Here is a 16744-nt window from a genome sequence, read left to right as displayed (position 1 = left end):
GATTACAGCTATGATGAGACTCTTTTTATCCGGAGTATTAACCTTAGGGTTACTATCCTCCTTCGGCCAAACACCCCCCTCATCGCCAACCTTTCCGAACATCGTTTACATACTGGCGGATGACTTAGGCTATGGTGATTTGGGCTGTTACGGGCAGGGGCGTATTCAAACACCGAATATTGATCGGTTAGCGCAGGAAGGTATGCGTTTCTTGCATCACTATGCCGGTTCTACCGTATGCGCCCCCTCTCGCTGCACCTTAATGACTGGCCAGCATACTGGGCATGCCGATATCCGGGGAAATAACGATAATGACGCAGGTATCTATAGCCAGACCGTTACCGTTGCGGAAATCCTGAAGAAAGCGGGGTACCATACGGCTATGATTGGCAAATGGGGCATCGGACTAGAAAATACCCCTGGCAATCCCAACCAGCAAGGCTTCGACTTCTACTACGGCTATCTAGACCAAATCCTGGCTCACAACTACTACCCTGAATTCCTGCTGAGAAACGGTCAGAAAGAATATCTAAATAACGAGGTGACATACGTGGACTCTTCCCACTGGTCTAAGGGAAAAGGGAGTTATGCGGTCAAAAAAGTAGACTATTCGCACGATTTATTCATTAAAGAAGCGCTTCAATACATCGATAATCAGCAGAACGCCCCCTTCTTTCTGTATCTACCCCTGACGATTCCGCACAACAACGGAGAAGCACCTAAAGGAGAGCGGCAGGAAGTACCTGATCTGGGCCTGTATACTGATCGCCCCTACCTGACTGAAGCGCCTGCACCGATCCGGCAAGAAACCAAAGGCTACGCGGCGATGATCACCCGCCTGGATAAAGACGTAGGTCAGATTATGAAGAGACTAAAGGATCGCAAGATGGACAACAATACCATCGTGATCTTTTCTAGCGATAATGGGCCGATGCCTTATCACCATCAGTTCACAGCGTTCTTTAGCAGCAATGCCCAGTTTAGTGGCTATAAAATGGATTTGCTAGAAGGAGGAATACGGGTACCGCTTATTGTACGCTGGCCAGAAAGGGTCAGCGCTGGCAGTGTAAGCAGTCATCCATCTGCTTTTTGGGACTTTCTACCTACTGTAGCTGACCTTGTCGGGCAAGAGTATCCGGCCGGTGTCGATGGTATCTCATTTCTTCCTGAGCTGATGGGCAAGCAGCAACCTAAACACGAGCATTTGTACTGGGAGTACCAGAACCTGCAAGCCGTACGTATGGGGCCGTGGAAAGGAATCCGCACGTACCCGGCAAAGGCATCGCCCTCAGTGATACAACTGTATAATATATCGGAAGATATTTCCGAACGCATCAACGTAGCTGATCAACACCCTGACATTGTGGGTCAGATTGCGTCTATTATGGAGCAGGAGCACAAGTATTCGTCTCGATATCCCTTTGAAGGTGAGTTGAACCCCAACAAATGAAAATCCTCCCCTACCTCATAAGACCCAGCCCAGAAGCGACGCATCGAGCTAGCTGTACCTATGGTATCATTTGCACGGTAGTATGGTGGATTAGCTGCCAAACATTGGCAGCTCAGCCCGCTGACTTGACACCAGAACCTGTGCCGTCTTCCTTTTACCAGTCTTCGCCAGCTCCCCCAAACATCATTTACATATTAGCCGATGACTTAGGCTACGGTGACCTATCGCTGCTGGGGCAAACGAGCTTTGCCACTCCCCACATCGATCGTCTAGCAAGCCAGGGAATGCGCTTCACCCAGCACTACTCCGGGTCGGCGGTGTGTGCCCCCTCGCGCGCCTCGCTGATGACCGGTCTGCACACCGGGCATACCGCTGTACGGGGCAATGAGCACCTGCCTAACATCGGCGTAGCCCCGCTGTCGGCCGAACAGGTGACTCTGCCTGAGGCAATCAAAACTGGTACTGATTACGTCACTGGTATGACCGGACGGTGGCACCTGGGCGGCGAGCTGTCCGACCAAACACCCCACGACCGGGGCTTCGACTATCACTGGGGCAAGCTCAGCTCTGACTTTCCGAACCACGTGGGAGTGATGATTGACAACCTTTGGGACGGCTCGGGGAAACACCGGCCCTACGCAGGCTACGCGGCGATTAACACGGAGCCTATGTACGAGAACGGCGCACTGTACCACCTGACCGACGCGAATCTGGCCCGGTGCCCTATCAACACGGACGATATGGTTACTCATAAGGCGAAGCAATTTATAGCCGATCACCGCGATCAGCCCTTCTTTCTGTACGTGGCTTACAGCCTGCCTCACGCTCCCATGGAGTACCACGAACGCCATCCGGTAGCCAGCGATACGCTGCCCGCTACCGAGCGAGCCTTTGTGTCCATGGTGTTGGCCTTGGACAACTACCTGGGGCAACTGCTTCATCAGCTTGATACCCTGGGGTTGTCGGATAATACGGTGGTGATTTTTACGAGCGACAATGGTGCCCACAACGAAGGCGGGCACGACTATCGCTACTTCAATTCCAATGGTCCTTTCCGCGAGTACAAACGCTCGTTTCACGAAGGAGGGTTACACGCTCCTATGATCGTTCGCTGGCCGGGAAAGGTACCGCCCGGCAGCACCACCGATCATGTGTCGGCTTTCTGGGATGTGCTGCCTACGCTGTGTGACGTAGCCGGTGCCCCGGTGCCGGAGGGCACTGACGGAATATCGTTTTTACCAACCCTGCTCGGCCAAGAGCAACCGCAGCACGACTACCTCTACTGGGAGTTCAACGAAACGGTTGATTTTCAAAAAAACCAATACAAGCAAGCCGTCCGAAAGGGGCTTTGGAAAGGGATCTATTACATCGAGCAGGATGCTTTTGAGCTGTACGACTTGAGTCGGGATCGCGGAGAGGACAACAACGTAGCCAAGCAGCATCCAACCGTAGTGGCTGAACTGCGGCAGATTATGCAGATCGCTCATGAGCCATCCGAGCGGTTTCCGCTAACGAAAGAAGAACGAGCGCAAGCCAAAAAATAATGAGTCATTCTATATCTAGTACTATCTAAGCCTATCCAAACAACCACAATTATTTACCTTAAACCTCATGATTATGAACACCACAAAGTTACTAATTTGTATCGTCCTCTTGCTGTTGCTCGGCCCCGTGGCGCAGGCACAGGAATACCGCTGGAACCGGATGAGCACTGGGGGCGGGGGCTATATGACCGGCATCCAGTTCCACCCGCAGGTGCCCGGCCTCAAGTACGTGCGTACCGACGTGGCCGCTCCCTTCCGGATGGATCCCGGCTCCGACTCCTGGGTGTACACCGGCGATAAGTTCTCCCCCGACTTCCGCCGCATGGGGGGGAGCGACGGCATCGCGCTGCATCCTACTGACCCGAACGTAGTGTTTGCCTTCATTGGCAATGGTGACGGCAATTCTCCCGAGCGAGGATTGTACCGATCCGCCAATCAGGGAGAAGACTGGGAGCAAGTGTTGGAGGTGTATACCCACGGCAATAATAAACCCTCAGCCAATCCCACAACCCGTGCTCAGGGCGAACCGCTAGCGATTGACCCCAATAACCCTGACTACCTCTACGCTGGTACTCAGCGCGACGGCTTGTTTCGTTCTACCACCGGCGGTGGGGCCGATACCTGGACTAGCATCGGCAACATTCCTACCTTCAATGGGGTAGGCATCCGCTGCGTAGCCATCGATCCGGCCTTTACCACTGGTAGTCCGGCTCGCTCTCAGTACATCTACGTTAGTAACTTCAGCGAAGGTATTTACCTGAGCGCCGATGGGGGTGAAAACTACACGCTCATGAGTGGCTCACCTACGGGAACGGCCTCGCGGATGCGCCTAGGACCGGACGGGAACCTCTACGTGGCTACCCTAAGTGGCTTCTGGCGATATATCCCAGGCACTCCTTACGAAAACGGTACATGGGACAATATTTCACCCAATGGGCCTACCAGCACGACCGCCTTTACTTCGTTCGACGTGCGTCAAACCGCCAACGGACTCGAGTTTTTGGTAGGGCAGGGTAGTCAAAGAATATGGCGCAAGCGCGGGAATAGCGACTGGGAGCTGGTCAGCGTAGCCGATGGTACCATGCAGGAGGAAATCATCAACGGATTCAAAAATGTACGCGACGTAGGGGCAGGAAACATTTCCGATATCAAGTTTGATCCTTTTTCTGATGATGTATGGTTTACCGATGTTTTTATGGTATGGAAAAGTACCAATATCTGGGCTCCCGTCACCGAGTGGGCTCCGCAGTACAAAAACATCACCAACACCATCACCATTGACTTATCCACTCCCCCGGCTTCCGAAGTGGTGAACAATGGGATCCTCTATACGGGACATCCCGACGTAGAGGGCTTTCGCTTTGACGATGTGAACGAACCCTGGAGTGTGAAGTATACAGGACTGGGGCCTGACGCTACCAGTATTGATTTCTGCGAGGAGTCGCCCGAGGTGATGTATTTCTGTAAAACCAACAAGTTCAATCCTGAGCATCAAGGACGCGTTTTTCGCTCCGGCGACGGTATTGATCCAGCTAATCGCTCTTCAGAAGTAAGGGAGACCTTTATTCCTGAAGAGTTCTACAGCATCTCATTTCCGCACGATGACTTCAGCACGCCGGGCGTCAACGAAGGCATCGGCCTGGACGTAGGAGGTGCTAAGATCGCCGTATCAGCCACCGACCCTATGAACGCCGTCTACTTCTCCGGGGCGGACGCCAAAGGAACAAAGTATACCCTAGACGGGGGTGTCACCTGGGCTGATTGTGAAGGACTACCTACCGGGGGGTTCGTGCGGCGGCAGTGTAATGGTTGCAGTGAGTATGACTTTCCTATGCCAATCGCCGCTGATCGGATTGCCGGAAACACTTTCTATGCTTTCTACGACCTGGATCATACGTTCTGGAAGAGTGAGAATCACGGAGTGAGCTGGATCAAAGTAGCGCAAGCCAGTAGCGATTTGCCCGCCTGGCGGGGCAACAGCGAGTACGATCCCTACCGGATGGCCGCCGCCCCCTACAAAGCGGGTGAAGTGTGGATCGCCTTGGACGATAACGGACTGTACCGATCGTCAGATTTCGGAGAAAGCTTCTCGAAGGTGTCTGGTATTGCCCAGGCTAATCAGGTTGCCTGGGGTAAGAACAAACCGGGGCAGTCGAATCCCACTGCCTATGTGTACGGTCGCCAGGGCGATCAGTGGGGTATCTATCGCTCCGACGATATGGGCGATAGCTGGCAACTCATTACCCCGTCGAACTTGCCGGGCGGTTATCCCCGGGCGCTGGCTGCCGACCGCCAGGTGTACGGTCGGGTATACGCCGGGCACGTGACCACCGGAGTGCGCTACGGAGAGCTGACGACACCCCCGGTGGCCGACGTTTCTCCGGATGCACCGACCATCGGCGAAGTGACGGTCCTTACCAGTTCTTCGGTACAAGTTACCTGGCAAGATAACGCTGACAACGAACTGAAGTACCGCATCTACCGACAAGCCGAGGGTGAGTCAGACTTCACCCGGGTTGGCTTAGCCGGATATGACGATACAGTGTACGTAGACCAGGGCCTGTTGCCGGAAACGACGTATCGCTACCGGGTAGTTGCCTGGAACGACGGCGGGTCAGCCCGCTCGGAAGAACGTCAGGATACCACCTTGCCTTCCCTGACCAGCTTGACCCTGTCGGCCACCTGCGCGCAGTTCCCGGCAGTAGACCGAAGATGGAAAGTCAACAACCCCAACCCCTTCGCGGTCGATATCACCTGGACCGTAGCGGGTAGTTCACAAACAGATAGCTACGATGCCACTCCGGGCGAATCGTTCTTTGTGACCGAAACCGTTGACAATGACAATACCGTGATCATTACCTGGACCGACGAGTTTGGTAATGATTTAAGCGACACCCGTGCTTCCACCGATGAGCAGTGTGACCTGCCGGTACCGGCAGCACCGGAAGAGTTGACCGTAGCCGATGTACTCAACAGCAACCCCACCACCGCCGACCTACGGCTAAGCTGGACCGATGTGGCCACCAACGAGGATGTCTACGAGGTAGAGCGGCGAGGAGCTGACGGCACCTACGAGCGTATTGCTACCCTGGATTCAGGAGCTACCTCGTATACTGATCAAGGACTCGCGGTCGGCCAGACATTCCGCTACCGTATCCGGGCCTTCAACCACACATTGGGCCACTCGCCCTACGTCTCGGGTTTCAGCACCACGGCCAACGCCTTCTACGAGATCGTCAGTGCCCCGGCCAGCAAACGACTCTCGGCGGACAACCCCTTTGCCAACGGAACCACCGTATTCATAGAAAACCAAAGCTTCTTTGATAAACAACGCTGGGTCTTTGAAGCAGTGGGGGGCGGCTTCTACCACATCAGAAGCAAAGCAAGCGATAAACTACTGACGGTTCGGAACTCGAGCAGTTCGCCCGCCGTATCGCTCTACGATGCCGATGGCACCGGCGTTCAACGATGGAGGATTAACAAAGTCACTAGTGATCCATCCGACAACAACTACTACGTAGTGGACGAAGAAGGCAACGTACTGACCGTAGATAACCCTTCGGCCAATCGTTCCCCCGTATCGTCCGAAACCAACATCTTCTTCGGCAAACAGCAGTGGCAGTTTGTGGCAGTAGAGTCTATCCCGAACGATGATATCATCGATGAGGGAGCCATTGTGGTGCGGGCCCGGGGCAACTGTGGTAGCGAAGAGATGGTACTGCATATAGACGGCCAAGAAGTAGAGCGATGGACTAGCGTAGGCACTACCTACACCGACTATACCTACGAAGGCTACAGTGGGGGGGAAGTAAGCGTAGCGTTTGTGAACGATGGAGGCGGTAGTTGTGATCGCAACCTGTTCGTGGACTACGTAGATGTATGTGGCACTCGCATTCAGAGTGAAAGTACCGAAGTGGTACAGACCAGCACTTGGACCAACGGCGATAAACAAGCCTTGTTTACCAATGGCAACAATCACTACGGTGATCCGGGATGTAACCCTACCGAGGGGCAAGCCACCTTTGGCAACGGAGGAGCACCATGGCCGGTCAGCGACGGGGCGGTGCTGGAGCTGGAGAACTACGACACCGGCGGGCCAGGAGTGGCTTATCTCGATACCGACCCGGAGAACATCGGAGAAAGCTACCGTACCGATGCAGTAGACATCCGCACAGCCAGCGATCTGGACGGGGGCTTCAACGTGGGTTGGACTGAAGACGGCGAGTGGCTGGAGTACACGGTGGACGTAAACGCCGGTACCTACGATCTATTCCTCCGGACAGCCTCCGGCTCCAACGAAGCAGTAGGCGACGTCCGCATCAAGTTGGGCGAAACAACCCTGGGCACCTTTGCGGTAGAGAACACCGGAGGCTGGCAGAACTGGGAAGATGTGGTACTGGGAGACGTAGCACTGCCGGGCGGTGAACAGGTGCTACGCTTGGAGATGGTGGGTCGGCAGATGAACCTCAATCGGCTTTCCTTTGCGACAGCCGGTGGCGCGAATCAGGGAGCCATTGTGGTGCGGGCTCGGGGCAACTGTGGTAGCGAAGAGATGGTGTTGCGGGTAGACGGCACCGAAGTAGAGCGATGGACTAACGTTGGTACCACTTATACCGACTATACCTACGAAGGATACAGCGGGGGCGAAGTAAGCGTAGCGTTTGTGAACGATGGAGGCGGTAGTTGTGATCGCAACCTGTTCGTGGACTACGTAGATGTATGTGGCACTCGCATTCAGAGTGAAAGTACCGAAGTGGTACAGACCAGCACTTGGACCAACGGCGATAAACAAGCCTTGTTCACCAATGGGAACAACCACTACGGCGACCCGGGATGTAATACGAATGCCCGTTGGGGCAACGAGGTGAGCAAGGGACTCGGTAAGGAAGTGGAGAACCGAAGCGAGGGCTTTGGACTCTACCCCAACCCGGCCCAGGGGGAAGTACAGCTTCGTCTACCCCAGGAGCAACCCGCCGTGCTGCGGGTACTAGACTTGACCGGGCGGGTAGTGCTGGAAAAGTACGTGCAGCGAAGTCAGACGATCAATATCCAAAATCTACCCAAAGGACTCTATACGATCCACGCGCAACAAGGATCGGTGGTAATGTCAGAAAAACTACTGGTAGAATAAACGAAGCGATGGCCCAAGTCTCTCCCGAACCGGAAGAGGCTTGGGGCTAACGCGAATAGTAACCTTTTTTTTCTTATCAACCTTTAACCCTTTTGTTATGAAATTGGTTTTCAAACACAGTTTGTTTCGCTGCCGACGTACTTTCAGTCTGGTAGTCAGTTTTTTATTAGTGTCCACCACCGTTTGGGCGCAGGTAGCCGAACTGCCCGACGTAAGCGACGTGACCGGGGCGGTGGTCGACGAGAGCAGCATCGGCAATGTGTACCACGTGCGCCAGGACGGCGGCAACGACAGCCACGGCGGCAAGTCGCTGGGCGATGCCCTCAAGACCGTAGGGGCAGCTATGGATAAGGCCATGGCTGACCTGAAGGGCGGTACTCCGACCAAGATTTTGATCTACGAAGGAACCTACCGCGAGAGCCTGGGTACGGTAGACTTTGGCAGTGGAGTGGGCAAGACCAGCCTACTGGTCATCGAGGGCAAGGCGGGTGAAGATGTTATCCTGTCCGGCTCTAAGGTGTATACTGACTGGGCTTCCTCAGGAAGTGGAGTTTTCGAGCATTCCTGGACCAGAGATTGGGGCAACGTATGGGCTCCGCGGGGAGGGGCCAGTCTGCTAGCCTACCGTTCCGAGATGGTGTTTGTCAATGGGCAGGCTTTGCGACAGAAGATTTTGGAAGACTACTCAAAGACGGGCAACGTATACGATACCTACGTAGGCTACACTGCTCCCCAGGGAGTGTTAGAGACGAGTAGCTTCGGGGTAGCCGAACGTAGTGAGAACGGTGATAAGCTGTTTGTGAAGCCCCCGGCTGGGGTGAATATGAGTTCGGCTAAGGTAGAGGTCGCTGTCCGTAAGCAGTTCGCCAACTTCACTGAGAAGGAAGGCTTAGTGCTGCGTAACCTTACCGTTCAGCATTTTGCCAACACCCTACGTACCAACTGGCTATATCAGTACCCCATTGAGTTTGCCTGGGGATCCAAAGACATACTGGTAGAAGGGTGTACCTTTCGGTGGAATAACCAGTTCGGAGCTACCTTTCGATATCTTAGCCGTGTCACCGTTCGCAACTGCATCTTTAGCTACAACGGGGGAAGTGGAAATAGCGCTGGCAACGTAAAAAACAGTTTATGGGAGAACAACGTGACCAACTTCAACAACTGGCGCAACTACTGGGGCGGGGCAACCGATTGGTTTTTGGGAGGGATGAAGCACTTCGAAAATACTGAACAGATTATGCGGGGTCAACTTTCGGTGGGCAACCTAGCTACCGGTTGCTGGTGGGACATCATTAACCGTCATCAGGAGCTTTCGGAAATCGTTTCGGTTCTTAACCATGGTGCAGGGTTCTTCTATGAGATATCGGAAGGGCCTATGTCGCTTAGTAAGAGCTTGATAGCGATGAACGCGCTAAGTCGCGAAGCCAACTTGCAAAACATTGGCGGGGCTCAAACCACTTTCCAGAACAACATTATCTACGGGACTATTCCCGAACGGAACAACAGGGGAAACTTCCGAACTACTATGTACCCTCGCCAGCACGGCAATACCGGCAAAGGGCTAGAGAAAGGAGAAATTGCTACGGCAAAGATGACCCTGAAAGGCAACTTGGTCATGGGGGGGGAAGATGAACTCTACACCTGGTACTTTAGTGAAAATCCTCGGGATGGATTTCTGAAGAACGACTACCGGGGAGAAGATAACTACTTCTGGCACGCTAGTGGTAGCAGTACTGGTCACTTCCGGGCGGGGCCTTGGGACGATGCCCCGGTTCGTGACTACGAAAGCTACCTGACTTGGGCTGGAGCGTCGGAGGTCAACTCAAGCTTTGCCGATCCCGGCTTCGAAGACCCCGCTAACCTAGACTTCCGCTTCAAATCATCTAGTCCACTCAAGGCGCAAGAGAACAAGTACTTAGCGCAGGCTATCTCGCCCGAACTGCTGCAAGAATGTCAAGCGTTTTGGGACTGGGTTGGCTATGATAAGACGGTACCCTCTGGAGTGCCCCCCGGTCCGATTGACCAACAAACCTCCTACGGTAACGGGGGCGCTCCTTGGTCAGTCAACAACGGGTCGGTGCTGGAGCTGGAGAACTACGACCAAGGAGGGCAGGGCGTAGCCTACAGCGATACGGACGCTGAGAACCAAGGCAGTAGCTATCGTAGCAACGGAGTAGACCTACAAGCTACCAGTGATGCGGGCGGCGGCTTCAATGTCGGTTGGACCCAAGACGGCGAGTGGCTGGAATACACAGTCAACGTAGCAGCCGGCACCTATGATCTAGTCCTTCGGGCCGCCTCCGGTTCCAATGAAGCCGTAGGCGATGTACGGGTGAAGCTCGGTAGCACTACCCTAGGTACCTTTGCCGTAGAGAACAGTGGGGGTTGGCAAAACTGGCAGGATGTGGTGCTGGAAGACATCGCACTATCGGGCGGGGTGCAGGTATTGCGTTTGGAGATGGTCGGTAGCCAGATGAACCTGAACCGGCTGTCCTTTACGTCCTTGCGTTTCTTCCCTGATCCGAACAAGTGGTACTATGTAGAGAATAAAGCCTGCGCGTCCCAGTCCGCCCAGCATCGTTTAGATGCCGACGACTGTGCGACCGTAGACCTGAGTGCGGGTGGTGCTGAGGACAAGCAGTGGCGCTTTGAGTTGAGCGACGACGGCAGCAGCTACTTTATCATCAACCGGGCCTGCGGCACGCGCTTGGATGCCGATGACTGCGCTACGGTAGACCCGAGCTCCAACGGCAGTGGGGACGACAAGCGGTGGCTGCTCACCTTATCGGACGATGGTAGCAGCTACTTTGTGAGTAACAAAGCCTGCGGTACGCGCTTAGATGCCGACGACTGCCAGGCGGTAGACCCGAGCTCCAATGGCAGCGGGGATGACAAGCGGTGGCAGTTGGTAGAGGCGGGAAGCCTGAGTGCCCGCCAAGCTACGGAGGCTGATAAGAAGGAAGCTTCGCTACCCACTGAAGTATACTCGGAGGTGGTGCTGTACCCTAACCCAGCCCAGAGGGAAGTGCGGGTGCAGTTGCCCGATGATCAGTCGGCGGCTCAGTTACGGGTGCTGGACCTGACGGGGCGGGTAGTGCTGGAAGCGCCGTTGCGAGGAAGCGAAGTGCTAGACATCCAAACCCTGCCAAAAGGATTATACACCGTTCGGGTGCGGCAGGGAGCGGTTGTGATATCAGAAAAGCTGCTGGTTGAGTAGTGTACATTGCTTGGTCCCACGGGATGATCTGTTGATGCCGAGGGTACTGAGTGAAGGGAGCGGTAATTAGACCACTCCCTTCACTTTTTAGTTGTCTTGTAATTTTATTAATCTTTTAGCTTACGTTTTCATTAAGAATGAGTGTACCCTTAAGCATCTATTGGTCAAACTTTCCAGTAATTCTACAATTGGAGGTTGTCTCAGACTTCAGACAAACAATAGTCAGAGTATGGATCATCGTACTGTGTCTTTGTACCACTACCCTGGCTTTCTGTGCTGCTACTGATCAGTCCCGCTATGATCTAGTGGTGGTAGGGAGCACCTTTTCGGGCATTGCCGCGGCCATCAATGCCGCCCAGTACGGCCATTCGGTGGTAATCGTAGAAGAATACGCCATGATCGGGGGATTGATGACCGGGGGGCTTTCCTTCACCGACTTCATCTCCTACGAAGCCCTAAGCGGTATCTTCGAGCAGTATACCCAGCGCGTAGAAAGCTACTACGCTGAAAAGTACGGTCGGCAATCGCCGCAGTTTGCCGATTGCCACGGCGGCATCCACGCCGAACCCCACGTAACGCTTAAACTATTCAACGAGATGTTGGGCGAGCATCCCAATATCCAAGTACTGACCAACCATCGGCTTACCCAGGTGATGCTGGACAAACCCGAACAAGGGATGAAGGTCATTCAGGGAGCATTATTCACAAACAAAGAAACCGGAGATAAGCTGCACCTCTTCGGCAACGTATTCGTGGATGCTACCTACGAAGGCGATCTGGCCGCCTACGCCGGGGCGGAGTATCGCATCGGCCGGGAGTCGCGACAGGAGTACGGCGAACCACTGGCCGGGAAGATTTTTTATAATCAGGGTAAGGTGCTGGTGGGCAGCACCGGCGAAGGGGATCACCGGGTACAAGCCTACAACTTTCGGATGATCATGACCGACAGTGCCGAAAACCAACGAAAGGTCGAAAAGCCCGCTAACTACCGACGGGAAGACTACCTACCCATCGCCCAAGTGTTACAAGAAGGAAAAGTGTCGCAGATGTTTGTGGAGAAGAGCCGCGACGGTATCTTCCGCTCGCAGATGCTACCCAACCGCAAAGCTGACGTCAACGACATTAAGAACGCTCCGGTTCGGATGACGATGCTGGGCGAGAACTACGCCTACCCGGACGGCGACTGGGAGACCCGGCAGAAGATCATCAACCGGCACCGAGAACATATCCTGGGGATGGTATACTTTATTCAGAATGACCCGGCTATTCCCGAGAAGTATCGCCAGGAAGCTCAGCGATGGGGCTTGGCTAAGGATGAATTTATCGATGCCGACAACTTCCCACCCCGCCTCTATATCCGGGAGGCCCGCCGCATCATGGGCGAATATGTCTTCACGCAGAATGACGTGAACACCGTGGGTAATACGTTCATCGTAGCACCGAAGGAAGAGGCCATTGCCATCGGCGACTACGCCCTCAACTGTCACGGCGTATCGCCCGCGTCGCTGTACCCTTCCATCGCGGAGGGCGACTACAACTTTATTCCCCCTCCTTTCCAAATTCCGCTGGGGGTGATCGTGCCACAGGGATTTGCCAATCTACTGGTGTCGGTCGCTGTGTCGGCCAGTCACGTAGGCTTCAGTGGCCTTCGGCTGGAGCCGGTCTGGACGGCCCTGGGGCAAGCGGCGGGTCTCACTGCGCACCTGATGCTATCCCAAAGCAAAGTGGCAACGGAGGTTAACGCCCGGGACGTTCAGCATCTATTACATCAGCACCGGGCTAAGACGATCTATATTTCGGATGTGGCTACGGATTCCCGCTACTTCGAGGCTGCCCAGTTTCTGGGGATGCGCGGTTTTTTGCACGATCTGTATCTGAGTCGGGAAGCAGCAATGCCTGGCACCAAAACGTACCGGAGTATCCGGGGCACCCAGTACGCCTACGCGTATCCCTTTCATACGCTAGAACCCGATGAGCCGTTGGAGGAAGACTTAGCTCAGCAGTGGATCGGCAAACTCAGCGCCGACGTGGCTTCCGAAGCCAGGGCTTATTGGCAGAACAACGCCCCCACCCGAGGAGAGTTTTTATTACACGTGTATGCTCTGTTGCAGCGTAGCCTATGAATGAACAATACATCACATCATCACGAGCGATGGAGGGGGAAGTTACTTTGAGAACGCCCCCCTTTTGGCCTGCTCAAGTATCACCGGCTTCCGGCGACCGCCCACTACCGAGGTATAGCGTACAACGTTTGTTTGGGTGGGCCTTCTTCGTACCCTGTCTGTTGCTGTCGCTCGTATCGTGTCGCCTCTTTTCTCAGGATACGAGCACCCGTCTACCCGACATCGTACTGATCGTAGCGGACGATATGGGGCAAGAAATCGGATGCTACGGCGACACCATAGCCCGCACGCCCCATCTGGATCAGTTTGCGTGGGACAACCTGCGTTTCGTCAATGCCTACGTCACCCAAGCCTCCTGTAGCCCCTCGCGGAGTAGTATACTGACCGGCTTGTATCCTCACCAGAACGGACAAACCGGCCTATCGCACCGGGGGATCAGTATGGATCGTGCGTTTCCCAACGTAGCGTCTTATCTCAAAGAGCGTGGTTACCGCACCGGTATCCTCGGTAAGCTTCACGTCGCCCCCCAGTCGGCCTTTCCCTTTGACTACAAAATGGGTGGGTTTGATTATACCAGTTCGGGGCTCAGTGGATACGGCGTTTCCGACCGAGAAGTAGAAGTGCTTACTACTGAGCAGGAAGTGCTTGAGCAACGCGTAACGTTTTCTCAGCGGGTAGACCTGATGGCGGATTCTGCGGCCGCCTTCATGGAACGATCGGGCGATCAGCCGTTTTTTCTGATGGCTAACTTTCTGGATCCGCACACCCCGTGGTTTAATCAGGTGGGCGAGTACCCCGGAGAGCCGTTCGACACAACCGAAGTTCAGCAACTGCCTTACTTCGGTACGCCGGTTCGAAAGACGAGCCTGGCGGGTTATTACAACGGCTGCGCCCGGATGGATGCTGGCTTCGATATACTCATCCGGCAACTGAAAGCCGCCGGGCGGTATGATAACACCCTGATCATCTTTATCGGTGATCACGGTGCCCCGCTTCCCCGGGCCAAGACCACCGTGTACGAGGCCGGCTTGCGCATTCCTATGCTGATCAAGTATCCCGGGCAGCAACACGCTCAGGAAGACACGCACTTCGTCAGCACTATTGATCTTTTGCCAACCATCCTACAGGAAGTAGGCATCGAGATACCATCCCACTTGCCCGGCCGACCGCTGCAAGTGCTTCAAGCAGATAGCACGGCAGACTGGCGAACCAGTATCCAGGGCGAGTTTACGCAGCACGTACCCACCCACCTCTTTCCCCAGCGGTCTATCACGACCGAGCAGTATAAACTGATCATCAGTCCATTTGCACCGCTCTACCGAGCGCTGGTACCCCGAAATTTTGACGATCAGCGGGGATACATACCCGGAGACGACCGGGGCAATGCACAACGTCGATACCGGCGCTACGCCAATCAAGCTGAAGTAGAACTCTACTTTCTACCGACCGACCCTCACGAATTTGAGAACCTGGCTGAGTTTCCGGAATACCAGACGATAAGGAAAGAACTCGTAGAACAACTGCATCAATGGCAGGAGCGAACCGAAGATCCGCTGCTCAGCGACAGTGCCTACGTGGCGATACAACAGGAGGTTGAAGTATTGGTCGAGTCTCATTTTAACGATGATACGCAACCCCGCAACACAAACTAAACGTGATAAGTACAAAGCTGCTAAGGACATGCTACGCAAGCGCACGATGGACACTTCTTGTCATCGCTCTCGTTTCTGTTAAAGCCGGGGCGGCCATCCATGTCTACCCCCTGTCTCCGGTTTTTCAGCAGAGCGAGCGGTATACCGTTCGGGTAATGCAGGGGGAGGTGGCTGAAGCGGTAGGGGTCAGAAAGTTTGATTCGCACGGCACTACCTTCTACGACTACGCCCACTTTTCGTTTTCCGGAACGGTCACCCTGGAAGTCACCCACAGTAGCCCCATCGATAGCTTCAGCGTGAAGCCTTCCCGCTACAACATCTCCGCCTCAAGCAACGGTAATACCCTCACCTTCACGCTTTCTCAGTCCCGCTACCTAGAGGTGAAGATCAACGATAGCCGCTCACTGTTTATCCTGGCCGACCCGCCGGAAGACGACATGCCCATACTGTCGGACGCCAATGTTTACAGCATCACCCAGCCGCCCTATCGTGCGGACAGCACCGGGAACACCGAGGTGACCGACATTATCCAGCGAGCGATTGACGATGTGCATGCGGCCGGAGGGGGTACGGTCTACGTACCAACCGGAGTTTTTAGCGTCAAAGCACTGGAGATGAGAAGCAACGTGGGTATTTACCTAAAGGGGGGCGCGGTGCTGCGGGGACTCACGACGGCTGAAGGAGCCACCGGATCGGGTACTCGGATGATCGATGGACGTAATGTCGCTCACTGCAAAGTATACGGTCGGGGCACGATCTGGTGCAACGCCGCGGCGGCTAACGGCAATCAGCCTACCGATGTGTCGGGGGGAGTGAAAACCTCGGCGGTTCGGTTTACCGAAGGTTCTTCTGACATCACGGTGAAAGGGGTGATCCTGAGTGAGAGTGCCAACTGGACGCTCACGTTCTGGAGCGGATCACACGACATTGCCGTGACGAACGTAAAAATCGTGAACTACACCGACTGGCACTGGAACGACGGTATCAATATGTGCGGGGCCCATGATGCCGACGTGCGCCACTGTTTTGTGAATGCCACCGACGACGCGGCCTGCATCAAGGTGTACAAAGGGTACCCGGTGTACAACGTCCGATACCAAGACCTGGTGGTGAAATCCGACGTGGCCTCCGGCTTCAAGTTCGGTATGCAGGCCTACGATGACATGCACGATATCATCGTAGCGGACTTCGAGGTGCTTTCGTGCGAAAGAGGATTCAACTTCGACCACTGGTACGGAACGGGCGACTGGGGAGGGAACGTGATCGTCAGAAATTTCAGGGTAGAAGCAGTGAAAGGAACTTCCGGCGAACCCCTGGCCTGCGGGTACATCGACTGCCCCTTCCGATTCACCATCTGCGACAAAGATGGTTCGGGTACGGGTCCTATTCATGATATTCTGGTAGAGGACATCACGTTCGATTACGCCGGCCCGTCGGATTCCTACCTGCGGGGCCGAAGCCCTTCCAGTAGCATCAGTAACATCACGTTTAATAACCTGGTGATCGGCGGCATATGCGTGGAAGACACGACCGGGGGACACATCCGGATAAAAAATCACGTGGAAAATATTTCGTTCAACGAATGCGGTCGGGTAAAAAATTCACAACCATGAGTGACTCCTGACGA

The 16744-nt window shown here is 54.6% G+C and carries 7 protein-coding genes; all 7 read left to right on the top strand.

What is annotated here, in order from left to right:
* Positions 1-10 precede the first annotated feature (10 nt).
* The 7 genes from P0M28_RS07890 (at position 11) to P0M28_RS07860 (ending at position 16730) form a co-directional block, all read left to right on the top strand.
* Entirely contained in the window at positions 11-1450 is a 1440-nt protein-coding gene (locus P0M28_RS07890; protein ID WP_302209204.1) for an arylsulfatase, read from the top strand.
* Entirely contained in the window at positions 1447-2994 is a 1548-nt protein-coding gene (locus P0M28_RS07885; RefSeq protein ID WP_302209203.1) for an arylsulfatase, read from the top strand. The genes P0M28_RS07890 and P0M28_RS07885 overlap by 4 nt, the downstream gene beginning before the upstream one ends.
* A 73-nt stretch (positions 2995-3067) precedes the next feature.
* Positions 3068-8125: a carbohydrate-binding domain-containing protein gene (locus P0M28_RS07880; protein ID WP_302209201.1), complete on the top strand. Its 5058-nt coding sequence runs from the start codon at positions 3068-3070 to the stop codon at positions 8123-8125.
* Between the two features lie 97 nt (positions 8126-8222).
* On the top strand, positions 8223-11342 hold the full coding sequence (locus P0M28_RS07875; protein WP_302209199.1) for a carbohydrate-binding protein: 3120 nt from the start codon (positions 8223-8225) through the stop codon (positions 11340-11342).
* 137 nt (positions 11343-11479) lie between these two features.
* A complete protein-coding gene (locus P0M28_RS07870) occupies positions 11480-13465 on the top strand; it encodes an FAD-dependent oxidoreductase (RefSeq protein WP_302209197.1) in 1986 nt (661 codons plus the stop codon).
* On the top strand, positions 13462-15117 hold the full coding sequence (locus P0M28_RS07865) for a sulfatase family protein (protein ID WP_302209195.1): 1656 nt from the start codon (positions 13462-13464) through the stop codon (positions 15115-15117). Before P0M28_RS07870 ends, P0M28_RS07865 begins: the two co-directional genes overlap by 4 nt.
* Before the next feature lie 155 nt (positions 15118-15272).
* Positions 15273-16730: a glycosyl hydrolase family 28 protein gene (locus tag P0M28_RS07860; protein ID WP_302209194.1), complete on the top strand. Its 1458-nt coding sequence runs from the start codon at positions 15273-15275 to the stop codon at positions 16728-16730.
* Positions 16731-16744 lie beyond the last annotated feature (14 nt).

Origin of the sequence: Tunicatimonas pelagia, assembly GCF_030506325.1 — a bacterium.
GTDB lineage: Bacteria > Bacteroidota > Bacteroidia > Cytophagales > Cyclobacteriaceae > Tunicatimonas > Tunicatimonas pelagia.
Note: the sequence above shows the minus strand (reverse complement) of the source record. Positions and strands in the feature narration are given on the sequence as shown.